General features: G+C 57.4%; 17 protein-coding genes and 1 pseudogene. 13 read left to right on the forward strand and 5 right to left on the reverse strand.

The features are described 5' to 3' along the window. A pseudogene (locus FHP24_RS29170) lies at nt 1-124 on the forward strand (sugar ABC transporter ATP-binding protein); the annotation flags it as partial. A gap of 149 nt (nt 125-273) precedes the next feature. Here the strand turns inward: FHP24_RS29170 and FHP24_RS28280 are convergent. Then, entirely contained in the window at nt 274-588 is a 315-nt protein-coding gene (locus FHP24_RS28280) for an addiction module antidote protein (protein ID WP_080803404.1), read from the reverse strand. A gap of 4 nt (nt 589-592) precedes the next feature. Next, the gene (locus FHP24_RS28285; RefSeq protein WP_139679587.1) at nt 593-889 is read right to left on the reverse strand and encodes a type II toxin-antitoxin system RelE/ParE family toxin; all 297 of its coding nucleotides are present in this window, start codon (nt 887-889) and stop codon (nt 593-595) included. 461 nt (nt 890-1350) lie between these two features. On the opposite strand from FHP24_RS28285, the gene FHP24_RS28290 reads away from it, so the two are divergent. The 10 genes from FHP24_RS28290 (at nt 1351) to FHP24_RS28335 (ending at nt 12546) form a co-directional block, all read left to right on the forward strand. Beyond that, complete coding sequence (locus tag FHP24_RS28290; protein WP_139679588.1) at nt 1351-1866, forward strand: RNA polymerase sigma factor; 516 nt, start codon at nt 1351-1353, stop codon at nt 1864-1866. A gap of 103 nt (nt 1867-1969) precedes the next feature. Beyond that, nucleotides 1970-2986 (forward strand): FecR family protein, encoded by a 1017-nt coding sequence (locus tag FHP24_RS28295; protein WP_139679589.1) that lies wholly within the window; start codon nt 1970-1972, stop codon nt 2984-2986. A gap of 105 nt (nt 2987-3091) precedes the next feature. Next, on the forward strand, nt 3092-5557 hold the full coding sequence (locus FHP24_RS28300) for a TonB-dependent siderophore receptor (RefSeq protein ID WP_139679590.1): 2466 nt from the start codon (nt 3092-3094) through the stop codon (nt 5555-5557). An 89-nt stretch (nt 5558-5646) separates the two neighbouring features. After that, nucleotides 5647-6597: an ABC transporter substrate-binding protein gene (locus FHP24_RS28305; protein WP_180356164.1), complete on the forward strand. Its 951-nt coding sequence runs from the start codon at nt 5647-5649 to the stop codon at nt 6595-6597. Then, complete coding sequence (locus tag FHP24_RS28310; RefSeq protein ID WP_139679592.1) at nt 6594-7319, forward strand: siderophore-interacting protein; 726 nt, start codon at nt 6594-6596, stop codon at nt 7317-7319. Before FHP24_RS28305 ends, FHP24_RS28310 begins: the two co-directional genes overlap by 4 nt. Beyond that, complete coding sequence (locus tag FHP24_RS28315; RefSeq protein ID WP_394344679.1) at nt 7319-8365, forward strand: FecCD family ABC transporter permease; 1047 nt, start codon at nt 7319-7321, stop codon at nt 8363-8365. The genes FHP24_RS28310 and FHP24_RS28315 overlap by 1 nt, the downstream gene beginning before the upstream one ends. Further along, nucleotides 8362-9423, forward strand: a complete 1062-nt coding sequence (locus FHP24_RS28320) for a FecCD family ABC transporter permease (protein ID WP_139679594.1) — start codon at nt 8362-8364, stop codon at nt 9421-9423. The genes FHP24_RS28315 and FHP24_RS28320 overlap by 4 nt, the downstream gene beginning before the upstream one ends. Next, nucleotides 9420-10247 carry an ABC transporter ATP-binding protein gene (locus FHP24_RS28325; protein WP_210237878.1) on the forward strand — a complete coding sequence of 276 codons (828 nt, stop codon included), beginning with the start codon at nt 9420-9422 and terminating at the stop codon, nt 10245-10247. Before FHP24_RS28320 ends, FHP24_RS28325 begins: the two co-directional genes overlap by 4 nt. Next, nucleotides 10240-11976, forward strand: coding sequence for an ABC transporter ATP-binding protein (locus tag FHP24_RS28330; RefSeq protein WP_139679595.1), 1737 nt, complete (start codon nt 10240-10242; stop codon nt 11974-11976). The genes FHP24_RS28325 and FHP24_RS28330 overlap by 8 nt, the downstream gene beginning before the upstream one ends. Nucleotides 11977-12036: 60 nt before the next feature. After that, nucleotides 12037-12546: an RrF2 family transcriptional regulator gene (locus tag FHP24_RS28335; RefSeq protein ID WP_180356165.1), complete on the forward strand. Its 510-nt coding sequence runs from the start codon at nt 12037-12039 to the stop codon at nt 12544-12546. Between the two features lie 104 nt (nt 12547-12650). On the opposite strand, the gene FHP24_RS28340 is transcribed toward FHP24_RS28335, so the two are convergent. From FHP24_RS28340 to FHP24_RS28350, 3 genes are all read right to left on the reverse strand, one after another. Further along, nucleotides 12651-12854, reverse strand: coding sequence for a cold-shock protein (locus FHP24_RS28340; RefSeq protein WP_139679597.1), 204 nt, complete (start codon nt 12852-12854; stop codon nt 12651-12653). 623 nt (nt 12855-13477) lie between these two features. Then, on the reverse strand, nt 13478-13714 hold the full coding sequence (locus FHP24_RS29175) for a hypothetical protein (RefSeq protein WP_139679598.1): 237 nt from the start codon (nt 13712-13714) through the stop codon (nt 13478-13480). A 256-nt stretch (nt 13715-13970) separates the two neighbouring features. Further along, nucleotides 13971-14960, reverse strand: coding sequence for a helix-turn-helix transcriptional regulator (locus FHP24_RS28350; RefSeq protein WP_139679599.1), 990 nt, complete (start codon nt 14958-14960; stop codon nt 13971-13973). A 126-nt stretch (nt 14961-15086) separates the two neighbouring features. Here FHP24_RS28350 and FHP24_RS28355 point away from each other — a divergent pair, with 126 nt between their 5' ends. Together FHP24_RS28355 and FHP24_RS28360 are read left to right on the forward strand one after the other, a co-directional pair. After that, complete coding sequence (locus FHP24_RS28355) at nt 15087-16340, forward strand: MFS transporter (RefSeq protein WP_139679600.1); 1254 nt, start codon at nt 15087-15089, stop codon at nt 16338-16340. Beyond that, entirely contained in the window at nt 16337-18337 is a 2001-nt protein-coding gene (locus FHP24_RS28360) for a TonB-dependent receptor (protein WP_139679601.1), read from the forward strand. The genes FHP24_RS28355 and FHP24_RS28360 overlap by 4 nt, the downstream gene beginning before the upstream one ends. Nucleotides 18338-18341 lie beyond the last annotated feature (4 nt).

Here is an 18341-nt window from a genome sequence, read left to right on the forward strand (position 1 = left end):
CGGCCAGATGACCGCACGCGCCAGCGGCGAGTTCGGCGCGCGCCACGGCGACACCGTCTACCTGACGCCGGATGAAACCAGACTGCACCGTTTCGACGACAAGGGCCTCGCTATCAAGGCCTGATTGGCTTAAAGCCATTGAATTCGCGATAATTTTAACCAGCCAAATATGGTTCGAAGGTTCGGTTCTCATCAAGAGCTTAATCCATGAGAAATGGGCTGCCTCGCTCTGGCATGGAGCAAAAAAGTCTAGCCAATGCTCGAATATACCCTTCACTTCACTGCGGCGGTCGATCCCCTGTCGGATTTCAAAACAAGGTTTAGCCGGTATCCAAGTGCGTCAGCTACCTTTGCGATCGTCCCAAACTCTGGATTGCCATCCCCACTTAATGCCCGGTAGAGAGCAGGCCGTGTAAGTCCGGTATTCCGAGAAAGATCTGACATGCCGCGCGCGCGCGCGACAACACCAAGAGCGCGAGCAATATGGTTTGCGTCTCCATCTTCGCTGGCAGCTAAAAGATATTCAGCAATCGCTTCCTCACTTCCAAGGAATTCGGCGGAGTCGTACTCAAACGTCTCAAGTGGCATACGATTACTCCTTCAATTGCTGCGCTAGTTTTTTAGCTAATCGAATGTCTTTGTCCTGGGTACTCTTGTCGCCACCACAGAGAAGAACATAAACGATCGAGCCGTCCCGGACAAAATAGACCCGATAACCAGGCCCATAATTAATGCGGAGTTCGCTCACGCCTTCACCAACTGGCTTTACATCCCCAGGATTTCCTGAAGCGAGACGGTCAATGCGGTCGGCAATTCGAGCTTGAGCACGAAAGTCCTTCAGCGTTTTGATCCAGTCCGCATAATCACGGGTGCGCCTAATCGTGAACATGAAGTTATGTAACCCATAGGGGACAAAATATCAAGGTGGTGGTTATTCGGGAATATGGCTGTTTGAGGCTTTTGGCCTGAGTGTGGTTAGCCAAATGATTGAATAGGTTCAATCTTCATCACATCGCGATGACCACTCTTTTTTGCTTTGGCTGTCCGCACGCGTTTTGGCCCTTTCGGGCGGCCTAAAGTCGGCCATTCCAAGGGGAAAATTGCAGCAAATATAACTGATCTAGCCAACGGGTCGGCGGTTCGTATCCGTTCAAGAGCTCGAGATCGATTTCCGTGTCGACGCATCTGAGCCAAGCCAGTTCGCTCAATAATATGAGTAAACAACCCTAGTATTGCTATATCGGCGATCTCGCGATAACGAGGCCGCATGCTTGCGAAGCAGGATAGGCTCGAGCCTCCTCTGACCCGTTGGCGCATATGATCGCTTGAACCGCCGAAAGAGGTTGCCGCGTGAGCGCGAGCTTCACCGACATATTCCTGAGCAACCGAAAGGCGCTGATCGGCACGGTCGTTAGGATCGTCGGAGACCATCAGGCCGCAGAGGATGTCGCGCAAGAGGCCTACGTGCGGGTCAGTCGGGCAGTCGAAGACGGTACTGTCGAGCACATTGAGGCATTTCTCTTTCAAACCGCCCGAAATCTCGCCCTGAACCACAAGCGAAGCCGCCAGATCCGCGGCTCGGTGGAGCGAGACGATGTCTCTGAGACGGATGTCGAAACGATCGCTTCGCCAACTCCATCCCAGGAAGCCGAGATCATCCATCGTCAGCGTCTCCGTCTGTTGGAGGAGGCAGTGTCTCGGCTTCCCGAGCGGGCCCAGAAGGTCTGGGCTTTGAGCAAGATCGAGAAATGGCCTTATCCGAGGATCGCGAAGCATCTCGGCGTGTCGCCCAACACCGTTTTCAATGACCTAAAAATGGCCCACGCCCACTGCATGGACGCGTTGGCTAAAATTGACCGAGGATGATCGACTGATGCCCATTGAAAGAAATTTTGTGAGATTTCCCGGCGTCAACTGTCTCCTGTATAAGGCCACCATTGTCGCAGAACCCGTGATGGGATGGAACTGAGTGGGACAGGATCGTTCAAATTCCGCTGGTGACCGGGAGTTCATCCATCCTAACCCGGTAACGGATGCCGCTCTCGACTGGTTCTTCAGGCTGCAAGGCGAGCCCGATAATCGCGTTCTCGTGGCAGATTTTTCGGCTTGGCGAGCCGCAAACCCAGCTCATGAGAAGGCATTCGAAGCGGTTGCAGAAGCATGGGCTCTTCCAGAGGCAGAGCAGGTCGCTCGCAATGTCGTCGATCAGATTTCCCGAGCCGAGGCGCCCCGGCCGGCGAATGTCGTCGCACTGGGGCGGCCAAGGCGGGTGTTTCTACCCTGGCTGGGCGCCGCGGCAGCAGCGATCCTTCTCACGATTGGCGTCCAACAGTATCCGGCGCTTCGGATCCAGTGGGAGGCAGATTACATCACTACCGCTGGCATACAGCGGGAAGTCATTCTGCCCGATGGGTCAAAGGCTACCCTGAACACTGATACTGCTATTGCCATCGACTTCGAAGGGGCCAAGCGATCCGTCCAGCTACTTAAGGGGGAAGCGTATTTCGATGTCGTCCACGACCCGTTGCGACCTTTCGACGTTGTCTCTGCATTCTCCCAGGTTGAGGTTAAGGGCACCGCGTTCTCAGTCCGGCGAGATGATGATGAGGATGCCGTTTCCCTCGAGCGGGGGCATGTCGAGGTGAGTAGCCTGACGGATCCGAGCGAGAAGATCGATCTTGAGCCTGGACAAGGGGTCACCGCAACCGCTTCGGCAATTTCGAGAGTAAGACCGATCGACGGCTCAGTCGCATTTGCATGGTTGAAGGGCCAGATTGCCTTCCAGGATCAAACGTTCAAATCCGTCTTGCACGACCTTCAACGCTACTACGGTCATTCAATCGTGCGAACCGGCACGGAATTCGATGACGTAAAGGTCAACGGGCGCTATCGCCTCGATAATCCCGAGCTTGCGATCCGGTCTCTGGCGACAACGGTTGGTGCGTCTGTAACCCGTCTTCCGGGCGGCATCCTAATCCTTCAATAAAAATTCAACTTTATTTGTGAGATTGGTTTCGCTCGCGTGTCCTCATTACAGGGGCCAGGTTTAAAGCAGTGTCGGTCCCTGCATAGTATTGAGAGGGATACGGGAATGACGGGGAACGCGAAAGCGGGCAATCGGGGATCGAAACTCAGGACAGCCAGAAAGGATCAGCGTAAATCGCGCACGCTTTCTTTGCTGCTTCTATCGACGTTTCTGGGGTCTATCGGTGCAGGCGGCTACACCAATGCCATGGCGCAGCAAGCAAGCCAGACCCTTTCCTTCAACATTCCTTCTCAGCCTTTGGCATCCGCTCTTTCCGCCTTCATGAGCGCCAGCGATTGGGATGTCAGCTTCACCTCAACCGCTGTCGCCGGGAAGCAGTCCGCGGCTGTTGTCGGAAAGTTTTCCGCGGAGCAGGCTCTCCGGACACTGCTTGCCGGAACTGGCGTGAGCATCAGGATGGCTGGCTCGAAGACGGCTGCTCTTGTCGTGCCCGCGGCCGGAGCTGGAGAGACCGGCTCAGCCGATGGAACAACCCTGGAGCCGATTGTCCTGACGGCACAGGCCGGCGGCACCACCGAAGGATCGGGTTCCTACACGACGCCGCAAATGAGCTCCGCGACCGGCTTGCCGCTTTCCATCAAGGAAACGCCGCAGGCCGTCAGCGTGGTCACCCGCCAGGCAATCGACGACAAGAACTACAGCTCCCTCGACCAAGCAGTGAAAGATTCTCCTGGGCTTTCTGCAGTTCAGGACATCGCGGACGGGCGCTGGCGCTATACGTCTCGCGGCTTTGACGTGTTCAATATCCAGAACGATGGCCTCACCATGGCGCCCGTGCGTGATGGGCTTCCGCAGGACGATCTTTCGATTTACGACCGCGTCGAAATCGTCAGGGGCGCAACGGGCCTGTTGGAAGGCGCAGGCTATCCGTCTGCAACCATCAACCTGGTCCGCAAAAAGGCTCTTCAAGAGCCGCGCTATTCGGTGACGACAACCGGCTCTTCATGGGGAAACGGCCGGGTTGAGCTCGATGCGTCGCAACCTTTGAATGCCGATGGCTCTGTCCGTGGCCGCTTTGTCGCGGCGTTCAATGGCGGCGAAGGCTATCGCGACTACAACAAGCAGAAAAATCTCGTTCTTTACGGGACACTAGAAGCCGACATCACAGATGACACAACCATCAGCGTCGGGCTGAGCCACACAAAGGAACGGATCGATGGTTATTCCTGGGCGGGTGTTCCCACTCATGGAGACGGCTCGTTCTTCAACTGGGATACATCCGACTTTTTTGGTGCCGACTGGGAATATGCCGACAAGCGCAAGACTACCGCATATTTCGACATCCAGCATGAGTTCGAGGGTGGATGGAAAGCCAACCTCTCAGCTCAACGGGTGTGGGCGTCCTCCGAACTGCTAACATCCTACCTGTCAGACTGGTCGCAGATCGACGTCTTCACCAAGAACGACCGAATCTACGAATATGATGCGGACAATTACGCCGTGAACGCGCAATTGAGTGGCCCCGTCGAGTTCCTCGGGCAAACTCATGACCTGACGTTTGGCGTCAGCGCCCATCGTGACAACCAGGAAAACAGCGGCTACCGCGGCGCAAGTTACCTTATCGACCCGACGACATGGGATCCCTCGTCGATCGCCAAGCCAAGTCTCGACACCTACACCAAATACTACACGACCAAGTACAAGCAGGACGAAATCGGGATCTATGGGGCAGGGCGCTTCCATCTCACCGATGACCTGACATTGATCGCAGGTGGACGCTTCTCGTGGTTTGATTACGCATCGCCGACAGTGCCATCCTACTACCACGAGAACGGCAAGTTTGTACCTTACCTCGGTGTTGTCTACGACGTGACGGATCAGGTTTCGGTCTACGCGAGCTACACTTCGATCTTCCGCGCGCAAAATCGGATCGACCCGACCGGCCAGCTTCTTCCGGCAATCGATGGGGCGAATTACGAGGCGGGCGTCAAGGGTAGTTTCTTTGACGACAGGCTGAACGCCACCGTGTCGGTTTTCCAGATCAATCTGTCGAACCTGCCCGAAACCGTTGCTGCGAGCGAATGCCAGGCATCGTCCTCCTGCTACCGCGCCGGGGAAGAAGTGCGCAGCCGAGGAATTGAACTGGAGGTGTCGGGCCATATTACCGACCAGTGGCAGCTGATGGCTGGCTACACCTATTCGAAGCCTGAATATGTGGACGGTCCCAATAGCGGCGATCGCTACAATTCCCAGGTCTATCCCGAGCACATGTTCAAGATGTTCACGACTTACTCGATGGATGGGGCCCTGGAAGGCCTGACCGTCGGGGGTGGTCTGAGAGCGTTCAGCAACACCTTCTATGATGGCGGCAGCTACAGGATCGAGCAGCCGGCTTATGCCGTGGCCGATCTGATGATGAAGTACGACTTCAACGACAAGACTGCGCTTCAGCTGAACGTCAACAACGTGTTCGACAAGAAATATTACGGCGCGATCAGCACTTATACGGGCTACGGCAACCATCTGGGCGCACCGCGCGAGTTCCGCCTCAGCTTGAGCCATACGTTTTGACCGAGAGGCGAGGAGGGCCGACAAGGCCTTCCTCGTAATCGCATATGCACCGAAGACAATTCCTATCTCTCCTTGCAGCTGGTGGCGCCATGGCAGGCGCGACGCAGCAAGCCCGTGCAACCTCGTACCGTGGCTCCGACGATCAATTCCCTTTGCGCGTCGAGCATATCTTTGGGGAGACCGTCATTAGGCAGAGGCCCCAGCGAGTTGTTGCGCTCGGCTGGAGTGCGGAAGATTCTCTCATCGATCTGGGTCTCGTTCCGGTGGCTATGCCAAGGCGGCAGCATTTTGTCGGTGGAGTTTACCCTTGGAACGTTGACCGTGTCGGAGAGCCGAAGCCGTATCTCTTCAACGATATGATGATCGACTTCGAACAGATTGCTGCCCTGAAGCCAGACCTGATCATTTCGGTGACCAATTACATCACTGGCAAGGATTATAGCCGCCTTTCTGAAATCGCTCCGACGATTGCGCGGCAAAGCCCGGTCAATGCTGTCGACTGGAGAGAAGAACTCAGACTATGCGGCGCCGCATTGGGGCGCGATAGCGATGCGAAGGAATTGTTGTCGTCGATCGTTGATCTGTTTGAGACGGCTCGCACCCAAAATATGTCTCTCGCCGGGCTCAGGATTGCCTTCGGGAACTACATGCCAAGACAGCGCGGCCTGCGCATCCACGGCGCCTCGAGCAAGCATTTCGACATCTATCGGCGGCTTGGAATGAAAGCCGCCATACTCAACGGACCGCAGGGGCCGCGTGAGATGGAAAAGGAGGAAACGCTGATCGGCTTTGAGGCAATCCCGGAACTCGAATGTGACCTCCTGGCGCTTTGGTTTCCGGGGGACCAACGGGACGAGGTTCTCGGCAACGAGCTTTTGCAAACGCTCGATTGCGTTCGCTCCGGAGGGTTCGTGCAATTCAGCGATCCGGCGTTGATTTGGGCAGCCTATGCGGCCAGCTCCCGATCGCTGCAATATACGTTGCCGTTGATCATCGAGAAACTTAACGGCGCGGCCGCTCGAGCAGGGCTGGATCAATGAGCCAGGAGCGCCTTTTTGAAGCCCAGGTGGTGAGCCGGTTGCAGCTCAGCCCCTCCATTGTCCGCCTGGTCCTGTCCGGCGCCGGCCTTAGCGACTTTGCAACCACAAACATCCCAGATGAATGGATCTATCTGATCTTCGATCGCAGCGGCGATGACCATGGTCGCAAGAAGCGAGATCGCAAGTCCAGACCCTACACAGTGCGCCAATGGGAACCGGAAACTTGCCGTCTGACATTGGATGTCGTCTGCCACGACGCGGGTCCTGCGACAACCTGGGCGCAGACCACAGCGATTGGCGACGCGATCAGCTTTACTGCGCCATTTGGAAAGTATGGCCCGGCGGATAATGTGGATTGGATATTGCTGATGAGCGATCTGACAGGACTGCCAGCGGTGGCGAGGATCATCGAGCAGCACAGATGTCAGATCCCGGTCCTTGCCAATGTGGAGATTGCCGAAGATGGCGACCGGCGTCTGGTAGCGCAGACCTGCGGTGATTGCGTCGCGTGGCACAAGACCTTTGATCGACATGCCGGGCGTTCCTGCCTCGTCGACATCATGCAGAATATGTCGAGGCCGCACGGATGCGGATATGTGTGGATCGCCGGCGAGGCGACCGCTGTCGCTCAATGCCGACGACTTTGTCAGGACAATTGGGGCATCGAGAAAAATCAGGTGACCGCAGTCGGTTACTGGATCGCAGGGCAGGCTCGGGGATGATGGTATTGTCCTCATCTGATGGTGTGACGCGGCGCACAGTGGGGAGCGTGCGGATCGGTCGAATTGCAGGACTGCTTGCCGGCATCCTTCTGCTCGCCGGACTTGTCGCTGCAAGTCTTCTCTTCGGCCATCGCGTGATATCAATGCAAGCAGCGCTGAGCGCGATTTTTTCGTATAACGGCTCATCGGTCGACGACATCATCGTCATCTATTCGCGGCTTCCGCGAACGCTGGCCAGCGTGCTGGCTGGTGCCGCCTTTGGTGTGGCAGGAGCGTTGATCCAGGCCTCGACGCGTAATCCCCTTGCCGATCCGGGTGTCCTCGGCGTCAATGCCGGAAGTGCATTTTTCGTCACGCTTGCTGTCGGCTTTGCTGGTTGGCAGTCGATCCATGCCTATGTGTGGGCCTCCCTGGTTGGGGCATTCATCGTTTCACTGATTGTCTCAGTGTTTGCCTCGGCAGGACGCGGCGGCGTATCGAATGTTCGTCTCGTTCTGACTGGTGTCGGTATTTCCGCAGTCCTGGGGGGCATCGGCTCATCGATCACGCTACTCGACCCTGTCGCCTTCAACGCAATGCGTGCCTGGGCGATCGGCTCGCCTGCTGGAGCGACGATGGAGGTTGTCAAAACGATATCGCCGATCATCCTCGCTGGGCTGGTATGTTCGTGTTCCATCGCCAGTTCGCTCAACATCACAGCCTTGGGCGACGATCTGTCGCGAACACTCGGCGCGAACGCATTGCACATCCGGATAGTGGTGATCATCAGTGTGACCCTTTTGGCAGGGGCGGGAACTGCTGCAGTGGGACCGGTAGGGTTCGTCGGTCTGATGGTGCCTCACGCGGTCCGATGGCTCATAGGAGCCGATCAGCGCTGGATACTGGCCCTGACCATCATCTACGCACCTATTCTGATGCTTGGTGCGGATATTCTTGGGCGCCTCGTTCTCTATCCCGGTGAACTCGAAGCCGGCATCCTCACAGCGCTTATCGGCGCGCCGGTTCTGATCCTTCTTGCGCGGCGACGCGGGGCTCGTGGGCTATGACCAAGGGTGTCTCAACCGGCGATCGGCCGGTTCACGCGATCAAAGCGGTCGGTATTTTGGCGGGCAGGGTGTCGTTTCGGGTGCCCCGGCGAGAAGCTATCGTATCCGGCCTTCTGGCCGCCATGTCGCTATTGATCGCGCTCGGTGTTCTGTTCAGCGGCCGCTACCCCATTTCGGTTGCTGAAGCCATGAATGCTGTGATCGGCAAGGGCGACCCAATGTTCGGCGTTGTGCTCATCGAATGGCGCCTGCCGCGGGTGGCGCTCGCCTTTCTGCTCGGTGCCTGCCTTGGCATGAGTGGTGCAATCTTCCAGTCTTTGACACGCAATCCACTGGGTTCCCCCGATATCATCGGCTTTTCGGCCGGCTCCTATACCGGGGCACTGGTTGTCATCCTGCTCTTCTCCGGCGGATATTACGAGACGGCGGCGGGAGCTCTGGTGGGCGGCATTGCCACCGCATCGCTGGTCTACCTGCTGGCCTGGCGTCGTGGTGTTCAAGGGTTTCGGCTGATTATCGTCGGGATTGGCGTTGCCGCGATGCTCTGTGCCTTCAACGCCTGGATGATCAAGGAGGCGGCGCTGCAGGTGGCCATGTCGGCGGCGATCTGGGGAGCGGGCTCGCTGAACGGGCTTGGGGTCGAGCAACTGATACCGATGATGCTCGCGGCTGCCATTCTCGTGCCAGCGACACTGTTCTTCTCCCGGCCACTGCGCCAGATGGAGATGGGCGATGACGTGGCCCATGCCTCGGGCGTCGATGTCAACCGGGCACGGCTAATCCTGATGACACTGGGCGTGGCTCTGACGGCCATCGTCACGGCTGCGGCCGGGCCGATCTCCTTCATTGCGCTGGTCGCCCCTCAGATCGCTCGCCGTCTGGGAAAATCGTCCGGGCCGATGCTCGGCACTTCCGGCCTGATGGGCGGGTTGCTGCTCCTCATCGCGGATTGGGCCGCCCAGCATGCATTCGGTGTCCAGCTGCCGGTCGGTGTGATGACTGTCAGCATCGGCGGGCTCTACTTCCTGTTCCTCCTCTTGCGCGAGGGTCGCAAATGACCGGTATAGGCTCCCCATCCATCGCGGACCGATTGCAGGCCGATGCGGTGACGCTGCGATACGACCAACGGACGATCTCCAAAAATCTGTCGGTTTCGATCCCCGATGGTTCATTCAACGTCATCGTCGGGCCGAATGCCTGTGGCAAGTCGACCTTGCTCAAGGCCCTGTCCCGCCTGATCCGACCGTCCGATGGTCAGGTAATCCTCGACGGCCATGATATCCATCACATGGCGGCCAAGGACGTGGCCCGCCGCCTTGGGCTTTTACCGCAGAGTGCCATTGCACCCGTCGGGATCACGGTCGCCGATCTCGTTGCGCGTGGTCGCTACCCGCATCAATCCTTTCTACGGCAATGGTCAAGCGCCGACGAAGCGGCAGTCGCCAGGGCCATGGCGGCGACGGGCGTCACCGACCTATCCAGCCGGTTCGTCGATGAACTTTCGGGCGGTCAGCGCCAACGGGTCTGGGTGGCGATGGTGCTGGCGCAGGAAACGCCGATCCTGCTTCTCGACGAGCCGACGACGTTTCTGGATATTGCGCATCAGATCGAGTTGCTCGATCTTCTCGCCGATCTCAATGACGAGGGTCGCACCATCGTCGCGGTCCTGCATGACCTCAATCACGCCTGCCGCTATGCCTCGCATCTTACCGCCATGAAGGATGGCGCGATTGTTGCCAGCGGGCAACCAGCAGAGATCGTCACGGCCGAGCTTGTCGAGACCGTCTTCAACCTGCCTGCGATAGTCATGCCCGACCCGGTCAGCGGTACGCCGATGATCGTGCCAAAAGGCCGCCGGCTGAAGGAGCTTCACGATGACTGATCTGATCAAACGCTTTGCCACCTACTACCGCCCGCATCGCGGCCTGTTCGCGCTCGATTTCGGCAGTGCGGTCCTGGCCGGTGTGCTGGAGCTAGCATTCCCGGTGGCCGTCACCCTGTTCATCGACAGGCTTCTGCCAAGCAACCAGCTGGGATTGATTGCGCTTGCCGTCGCCGGCCTGTTCCTCATCTATCTGCTCAATGCCGGCCTTCAGGTCATCGTGACCTATTGGGGGCACATGCTCGGTCTGAAAATCGAGACCGAGATGCGCCGCAAAGCGTTCGATCATCTGCAAAAACTATCCTTCGGCTTCTTCGACGAGCACAAGACCGGGCATCTGGTCGCGCGGCTGACAAAAGATCTCGAGGAGATCGGCGAGGTTGCCCATCACGGACCCGAAGATTTGTTCATTGCCGTGATGACGCTGATCGGCGCCTTTCTTCTTATGCTCTCGGTCCATATGCCGCTCGCCATTCTGACTGGCCTGATCGTTCCACTGACGGCGGTGATCACGGCAATCTACGGAAAGCGTATGACCGCGACCTGGCATGCGCTCTACGGAAGGGTTGGGGAGTTCAATGCGCGCATTGAAGAGAATATCGGTGGCATCCGCGTCGTTCAGGCCTTTGCCAACGAAGAGCACGAGCGGGTGCTGTTTGCCAGAAACAACAGCAATTATCTGAGCACCAAGCTCGAAGCCTACCGGGTTATGGCGGCCTCCATGTCGCTCTCTTACCTGTCTATGCGCTTCGTCCAGATCGTCGTCATGCTGGCAGGCGCCTGGTACGTGACGTCAGGCGAACTGACGGCCGGCGGATTTGTCGGCTTCCTGCTTCTGGTCGGCGTCTTTTTCCGCCCGATCGACAAGATCAACTCGATCATTGAAAGCTACCCGAAAGGGATTGCCGGCTTTCAACGCTATAAGGACTTTCTCGATCGGCAGCCTGATATCAGCGATCGGGAGGATGCGGTTGATATTCCGCGAATGAGCGGTCGCATCGCCTATCGCGACGTCACGTTCAGCTACCGCACCGGCCTGCCAATCCTCGAAGGCCTAAACCTGTCGATCGAGCCCGGCGAAACGATTGCTTTCGTTGGCCCCTCTGGCGCCGGTAAGACGACGATCTGCGCTCTCCTGCCTCGTTTTTACGAGGTGACCGCTGGTGCCATCAGCATCGACGGCGTGGATATCAGGGATATCACCCTCAACAGCCTTCGTTCCAATATCGGCATCGTCCAGCAGGATGTCTTCCTCTTTGCCGGAACCATCCGAAAGAATATCGCCTATGGCCGTCTCGACGCCGGCGAGAGCGAGATCATCGAGGCCGCGCGTCGTGCCCGGCTTGACGATGTGATCGCTGCCTTGCCAGATGGTCTCGACACAGTGATCGGTGAGCGCGGCGTTAAACTGTCCGGTGGGCAAAAGCAGAGGTTGGCGATCGCTCGCATCTTCTTGAAGAACCCACCCATCCTGATCCTGGACGAGGCAACTTCTGCACTCGACAGCGAGACGGAGCGCGCCATCCAGCAGTCGCTCGCGGACCTTGCGCATGGGCGCACTACGCTTGTCATCGCCCACCGTCTGGCAACGATCACCAACGCGGATCGGATCGTCGTTGTCGAAGACGGGCGTATCGTGGAGGAAGGACGGCACGAGGATCTGCTGCACAAAGCCATGGGGCGATATAGCGCGCTGCATGCCGCACAGAGCAGGATAAATGCAGCGTGAGAATGCGGAAGATAGCCCCTTCGCTATTGAGGTGCTACGCCGAACAGGCCGATCAAAATCGTGGAGGACAAACAGGTGAGGTTGAAACGGGAAACTGAAGTCGCGATTGCAATTCTAGTCGCCTGTGCGCGGTCGAATGACTGCCGGCTGAAGACGGCAGATGCAGCAAAAGCTGCCGAGACCACATCCGATTTTGCCGCTCATGTTGCCTTGAAGCTGGTCAATGCCGGACTCTTGACTGCCACGCGTGGGCGAAACGGAGGTCTGGAACTTTCACGGTCGGCAAGCGCGATTTCCCTGCATGACGTGATCTGTCCGATGGAAGACCAAAACCCCGTAGCATCGAATGCGGGAAATTCACGCGGAGAGTACCTGAAGGCGAAAGCTCTCATAGAGGTCATGCGTGGTGTCGACGATGCCGTTCAAACCTATCTCAACCGCTTTTCCATCCACGATCTGGCGGAAGCCGAGCTCCCGCTTGAGGAGGGTAAAATCGAAGAAAATTCGGAGACCATGCGCGCTAAGCGAAGGGCGAGGCGCTCGTCAGGTTTGGAAAGCAGATTTGTGTAACGAAAGCATGCACCTAGCTAAAGGACCCCAACGCGCAAAGGGTTCGGCTCCGTTCAAGACCTGAGGGTCAGCACCCTGCCAATCCGACGGGGACTGAGGCGCAATTAAAGGGCCATCACATTTTCGGCCTTGGACTTTCCAGTTTTGCGATCCTGTCCGACGTCGAAACTCACCTTCTGGCCATCAGACAAAGTTCCGCCAAAGCCAACGGCGGAAATATGGACGAATACGTCCGGGCCACCGTTGTCCGGGGTGATGAAGCCGAAGCCTTTGTCCTGAGCGAAGAATTTAACTGTACCGGTTGCCATAGTGTCCTCGTTGATTAAATGCGACTTCAGTCGTCATATTGACCTAACCCGCAGCTCACAAGAACAAACGGTTCTGGCGGAACCCTCTGCGTGCGCGGCTAAATTTTAGGATAGTCCGTCCTATATCTCTCCTATGAAAGTAGGCAAGACGTACACCGCCGAGCAACTGCATCGGATCTATAGCGTTCAAGTTCGAATCTGCACTTTGCGCGGCTTGGACCTGACAAGCGCAGAAGGCATGCGCGTCGCGCGGCGTTTGCTCGCAGAGTTTAGCGGATCGGAAACCGAGGCAGAGATGCTATGGAATTCGTGTCATAACTCTAGCTTTTTGGGCAGCTAGGAATTCCTTATTCCCGGCCGTTGCAGACCGGGCCATTCAGTTCAAGCCACAACAGAGCGAATTGGACTACCTGACATAGCTCATAGTTTGCCCTGGGTGGAGATAGCGTATGACGCCTATCCATGTCTCGTAGATTGCCTGCAGTTTATCAGACGTTGAAACCTCCTCCGGAGTCCGCGTGCATTCATCGCATCCGAAAGGACGCTCCAGTATTTGGTGCAGAAGAAGCCAGCCGTGTTGGCATCGTGGAACCTAAGACATCTCTGCTCCCGGCAATATTTGGTTAGCGAGCGAGAGAAAGAACCTTGAGACTTTCGCCCGCGTGGGGAAGGGCTATATCTTTGAACAACCGTGAGATCAGGCGTGGTCGTGATCCCTGTCTTTCATCGATAAGGAGATATGACAGCCTCTTTATCTCGATTGTCATCACGCCCGCATTATCATTGCGACGGAAATTGCTCAGGCCAATCCTGAGGAAGCCATTCTCAACCGCCCAGGCGGCTATCATATCTGCGTTCATGAAGGTCCCGCCGTAGGAGATGCGAACGCGCGTCTCAATTGCGCTTGAGAAAATCGCTTTAGAGTTGCAGAGGTAACGCATATCACAAGCACTAACCTAACGCAATCAGTGCGATCTCGCAGTTCTAGCACAGCTGTTGCGAGAAAGACTCGCTACGCGATGGTCGATTTCGCCAACCGAACGCACAATCGCTCCTCGCTGCCGGCCGCGTGGCTGACCTGCGAGGTGCCAGCGTGGGCGCAGGGAGGTCGGGCTCTTAGATCTTGCTCTCGACAGGTTGGCGTGCCTTTGATGGTTGAATGCCGAAGCGGCGGAGAAAAAGCTGCGAGAAGTGGCTTGGGTTTCCATAACCGACGGCAAGCGCTGCTTGCGTTACGGTCACAGTCCCTGCTTCGATCAGGCGGCGCGCCTCCAGCAATCTCTGCTCCTGAAGGAATGTATAGACTGCAAAACCGTACATGCCCTTGAAGCCCGACTTCAGCCGTTTTTCCGTCAACCCTACTTCCCTGGCAAGTTCGCCCAGGGTCCAGGGTCTTGCGAGTTCCGCGATCATCAGGTCGCGGGCGCGTTGAAGCGGGCGCCTGTCACGTGACGGAATTGATACGGCCGGCTGCGCCTTTCGCATGGCGGCAATCGAGGCATTGATGATATCGAGCGCCCTTGCCTCGAATGCGAGATCGTCGCTTTCCACCATGGCGCTGTCGAACAGTGCGCGCGCCACAGCGAGAAGCTGTGGAGGTACAGGCAGAATGCCGACCCAGGTTCCGTTACCGCAAGCCATGTGCAGGCTGTGGTTCTCATCCAGCGAGGAGAGGATGTCGCCAGCTCCAAGTTTCTGCCAGAGCGTTATGTCCACGCGAATGTCCAGCCCCTTGAAGCGTGTTCCGATCGGTACGTCATAAAAGCCGACGGCACCATTCGGTGCTGCCATGATGTAAATTCGGCCGGGTCGATAAGGGATGCTCGAAAGTTTTTCACCGGCCGTCCCGAGCAGCCAGCCCTGACCGGATGCCTCGAACAGAAAGTCGATCGCGACACAGGGTTCTGTGGAGAATCGTCCCACGAAATCGGCTCCGATGACCATATCGAATATGGAGATGGTCAGTCCCGGCCGAACGCCAAGGATCTTGTAGGCACCTTCCGTGGAAACGGACGAGAAGCCTTCATCGGCAGGACTTGGCCCGAGCACGACTATGTTTTCCTGATCGGACTGGGCCAAGGCCCGCTGTTCCACACGCAAATTCATTCATTCTCCGCCAACCGGCTGGTGCGCCGAAATATTAGACCCGATCACAATATCCATGAACCTGATTACAATAGTCAAGTTTTAGCGATTGGAATATTCGGGTGGCGTGTTTCAATGCGAGGGATAATGACCGCGACCTTATCAAAACTCTCCGCGCGCTCCGGTGCGTGGACCGTTCTCGGTCTTCTGGCCGGGCTATATGCAGCCCAGTCGGTAACCGGCAGCATGGTGCAATCGGCGCTACCTGTGGCGCTGCGTGATGCCGGAATGCCGCTCGACCAGATCGGATATCTGGCAGTGCTGTTCCTGCCGTGGGCGTTGAAATTTCTTTGGGCTCCCCTGGTTGATCGCTTTTTCACAGAGCGCGGCTGGATCCTCGCGTGTCAGATGGGAATTGCGACATGCTTCCTGACTGCAATGGCCTTTCCGCCGCAGACGCATCTGATACCACTTTCGATCGTGCTGGTTGTCATGGCGAGCCTGGCTGCGACGCAGGACATTGCAACGGATTCGCTCGCCGTCAGGGCAACGAGTGAGGAGACCCGCGGAGCTGCCAGCGGCGCTTCGACGGCCGGGGCCTATCTCGGCTTCCTGCTTGGCGGCGGTTTGTGGCTTGTCATCTACAGCCATGCCGGCTGGGCCGTTTCCATGGCTGCGATGGCGTGCTTCATCCTGCTTCTGACTATCCCGGTCCTGCTTTCCGCCAATCTTGCTGCGCCACGGGAACAGTCCGCAGGCACAAGGCGGGTTGCCTTGCGGGCAAGCTTCTCCAACCGGATGCTGAAGAGTGGCCTTGTTTTCCTGCTCGTCTACCAGGTCGGCATCCGCATGGGATCATCGATGACGGGACCTTATCTCGTCGACAAGGGCATGTCGCTTGATGCGATCGGCATGGTGCGTGGCGCCGGTGGAGCGATTGCCGGCTTCATTGCGGCGACGCTTGCCGCACTGCTTGTACAAGCTATCGGCGTCCAGCGCGGGCTGTTCGTTGCGGCAGCTCTGAATGCGATGCTTCTTCTGGCTCTTGCCTCTCTGGAATTCGTCGGCTCGGTTTGGCCGCCGCTCCTAGCAACATTGCTTGTCGCGCAGGTGGCAGCTGTCGCCATGTCTTTCGTGGCGCTCTACGCGGCGATGATGAACTGGTGCAATCCTGCCCAGACCGCGACGGATTTCGCCATCCTGCAAAGCCTCGACGCTATCGTCGCGATCGCTGCTTCCGCGGTCGCCGGCCAGCTCGGAAATACGCTTGGATACGGCGTTCTCTTTTCCATATCGGCGGCCTTCGTCGTCCTCGCCATGCTGCTCGCTTCCCGTCTTCTGGCCTTTTCCGGCCCGACTCTCACGTATTTCTCAAGTCATGAAAAGGTATCGGAACAATGATGCGCCATCCCCTCTCCAGCGTCTCGGCAATCGCCATTCTGGCCAGCGCGTTGCCACAAGCAGTAATGGCGCAGGATGGATCGGAGGAAACGACGCTTGCGCCGATCGTCATCACCTCGACGAAACGGAGCGAAGACTATTTCGTGCTTCCTTCCACCATCGATATTGCGACGGCCGAAGACTTGCAGGTTCGTAACATCGATACCGTTGCCGACCTCGACCGCATCTTTCCGGATGCGAACATCCGCACGCGTTCCAGCCGCGCCTATACCAACTTCACCATCCGCGGCCAGGCCTCGCTCGATTTTTACAATCCGAGCACGCAGGTCTATGTCGATGGACTACCGCAGGATAGTTTCAACCTGTCTCGTGCGCTGCCTGGCGGCGTGGAAAATGTTGAACTGCTGTACGGGCCGCAGGGAACCCTTTACGGGCGTGGTGCAATCGGTGGCGTCGTCAATATCACCACCCGCAAACCGCATAACGAGCTTCGCTTTGGTTACAACGCCGATATCAATACGGAAGGTGTCGACGGCACAGCCTATCTCAACGTGCCGATCATCGATGGCCTGCTTTATGGTGATGCGACGATATCGGCGCATCGCGAAAACGACCAATATACCGTCATGGGAACCGGTGAAGAGGTCGGCGGGACCGATGATGTCAACGGTCAGGTGAGATTGCGCTATGCGCCGGATGACAGCCCGCTCGATGTCATGGTGACTGCTGGCCGCGGCCACGTCACCTCGACGGAAGAATATTTCGTCATGGAAAGCATGATCAAGGACAGGATCGCGCTGCCCATCCCGTCGGAATACACACTGGACACTTGGAATTTCGGCATCAATGCCAGCTACGATCTCGGGCCTGCAACGATCACGGCGCTCACCGGCTATCAGAAGAGCGATTTCGATCGCACGGTCTTCGGTTCCTATACGCCCGAAAAGCAGTGGACGCTGAGCCAGGAGTTGCGCATCGCCTCCAATCCGGACCAGGGCTACGCCATCGACTATGTTGCCGGCGTCTATTACCAGCATCTCGATTTCGAGAGAAACCTACCCGATTACGGCCAGATCGCGAGACAGAAAATCGATTCCTATGCTGTCTTCGCCGACCTGACCTGGCATGCAACGGACCGTCTGGATATCACGCCCGGCCTTCGCTTCGATTATGAGCGTGCTGCGGCAGAGGCTGTCGGTTCGATCAACTTCACCGATGAAAACGATTTCATGGCGCTCTCGCCAAAACTCGGTGCAAGCTACGGCCTGACCGATGAACTACGGGTCTATGGAGTGGTCAGCACCGGTTACAAGGCGGGAGGCTTTACCCGCACCGTGACCTCGATGAACAATTCCTTCACCTACGATCCGCAGACCACCTACAATGGCGAGGTGGGCCTGAAATACCGCAACGAGGCGGGCACGCTCGAAGCGCAGCTTTCCGCATATTACAACGTCACCAAGGATTACCAGATGTTCGTTGGTGTCCAGCCGACCCAATATCTGCAGAATGCCGGCGAGATGACCGCCAAAGGCGTCGACCTCAAAGTCAGGGCGCATCCGACAAACGAGCTCGGTGTGACTGTCGGCCTCGGTTACAACCACAGCGAATTCACTGACTACAACGATCCGACCGGAAACGGTCTCGACTATACCGGCAACCGCGTTCCTTATGCTCCGAGATTCACCGCCAACCTGATGCTGGACTATCGTTTCGATCTTCAGGAAGGCTCGGGGGCGATTATACCCTATGCTGCGCTCAGCTATCTCGGCGATATCTATTTCGACGAGAGCAACGATGTCGGCCAGAGTGGTTATGCGCTCGTGGATCTCGGCGTAAGATGGGAGCTGGACGACCGGGTCGCGGCCGAGGCTTTCGTTACCAACCTCTTCGACAAGACCTATTCCACCTACGGGTTCAACGTTGCGCCCTACGGGAGCGTCTATCAGCTTGGCGAAGGTCGTGCCGTTGGTGCACGCCTCAGCATGACATTTTGAGGAG

Source organism: Aliirhizobium smilacinae (assembly GCF_006335145.1).
In the GTDB taxonomy this organism is placed as follows: Bacteria; Pseudomonadota; Alphaproteobacteria; order Rhizobiales; family Rhizobiaceae; genus Neorhizobium; species Neorhizobium smilacinae.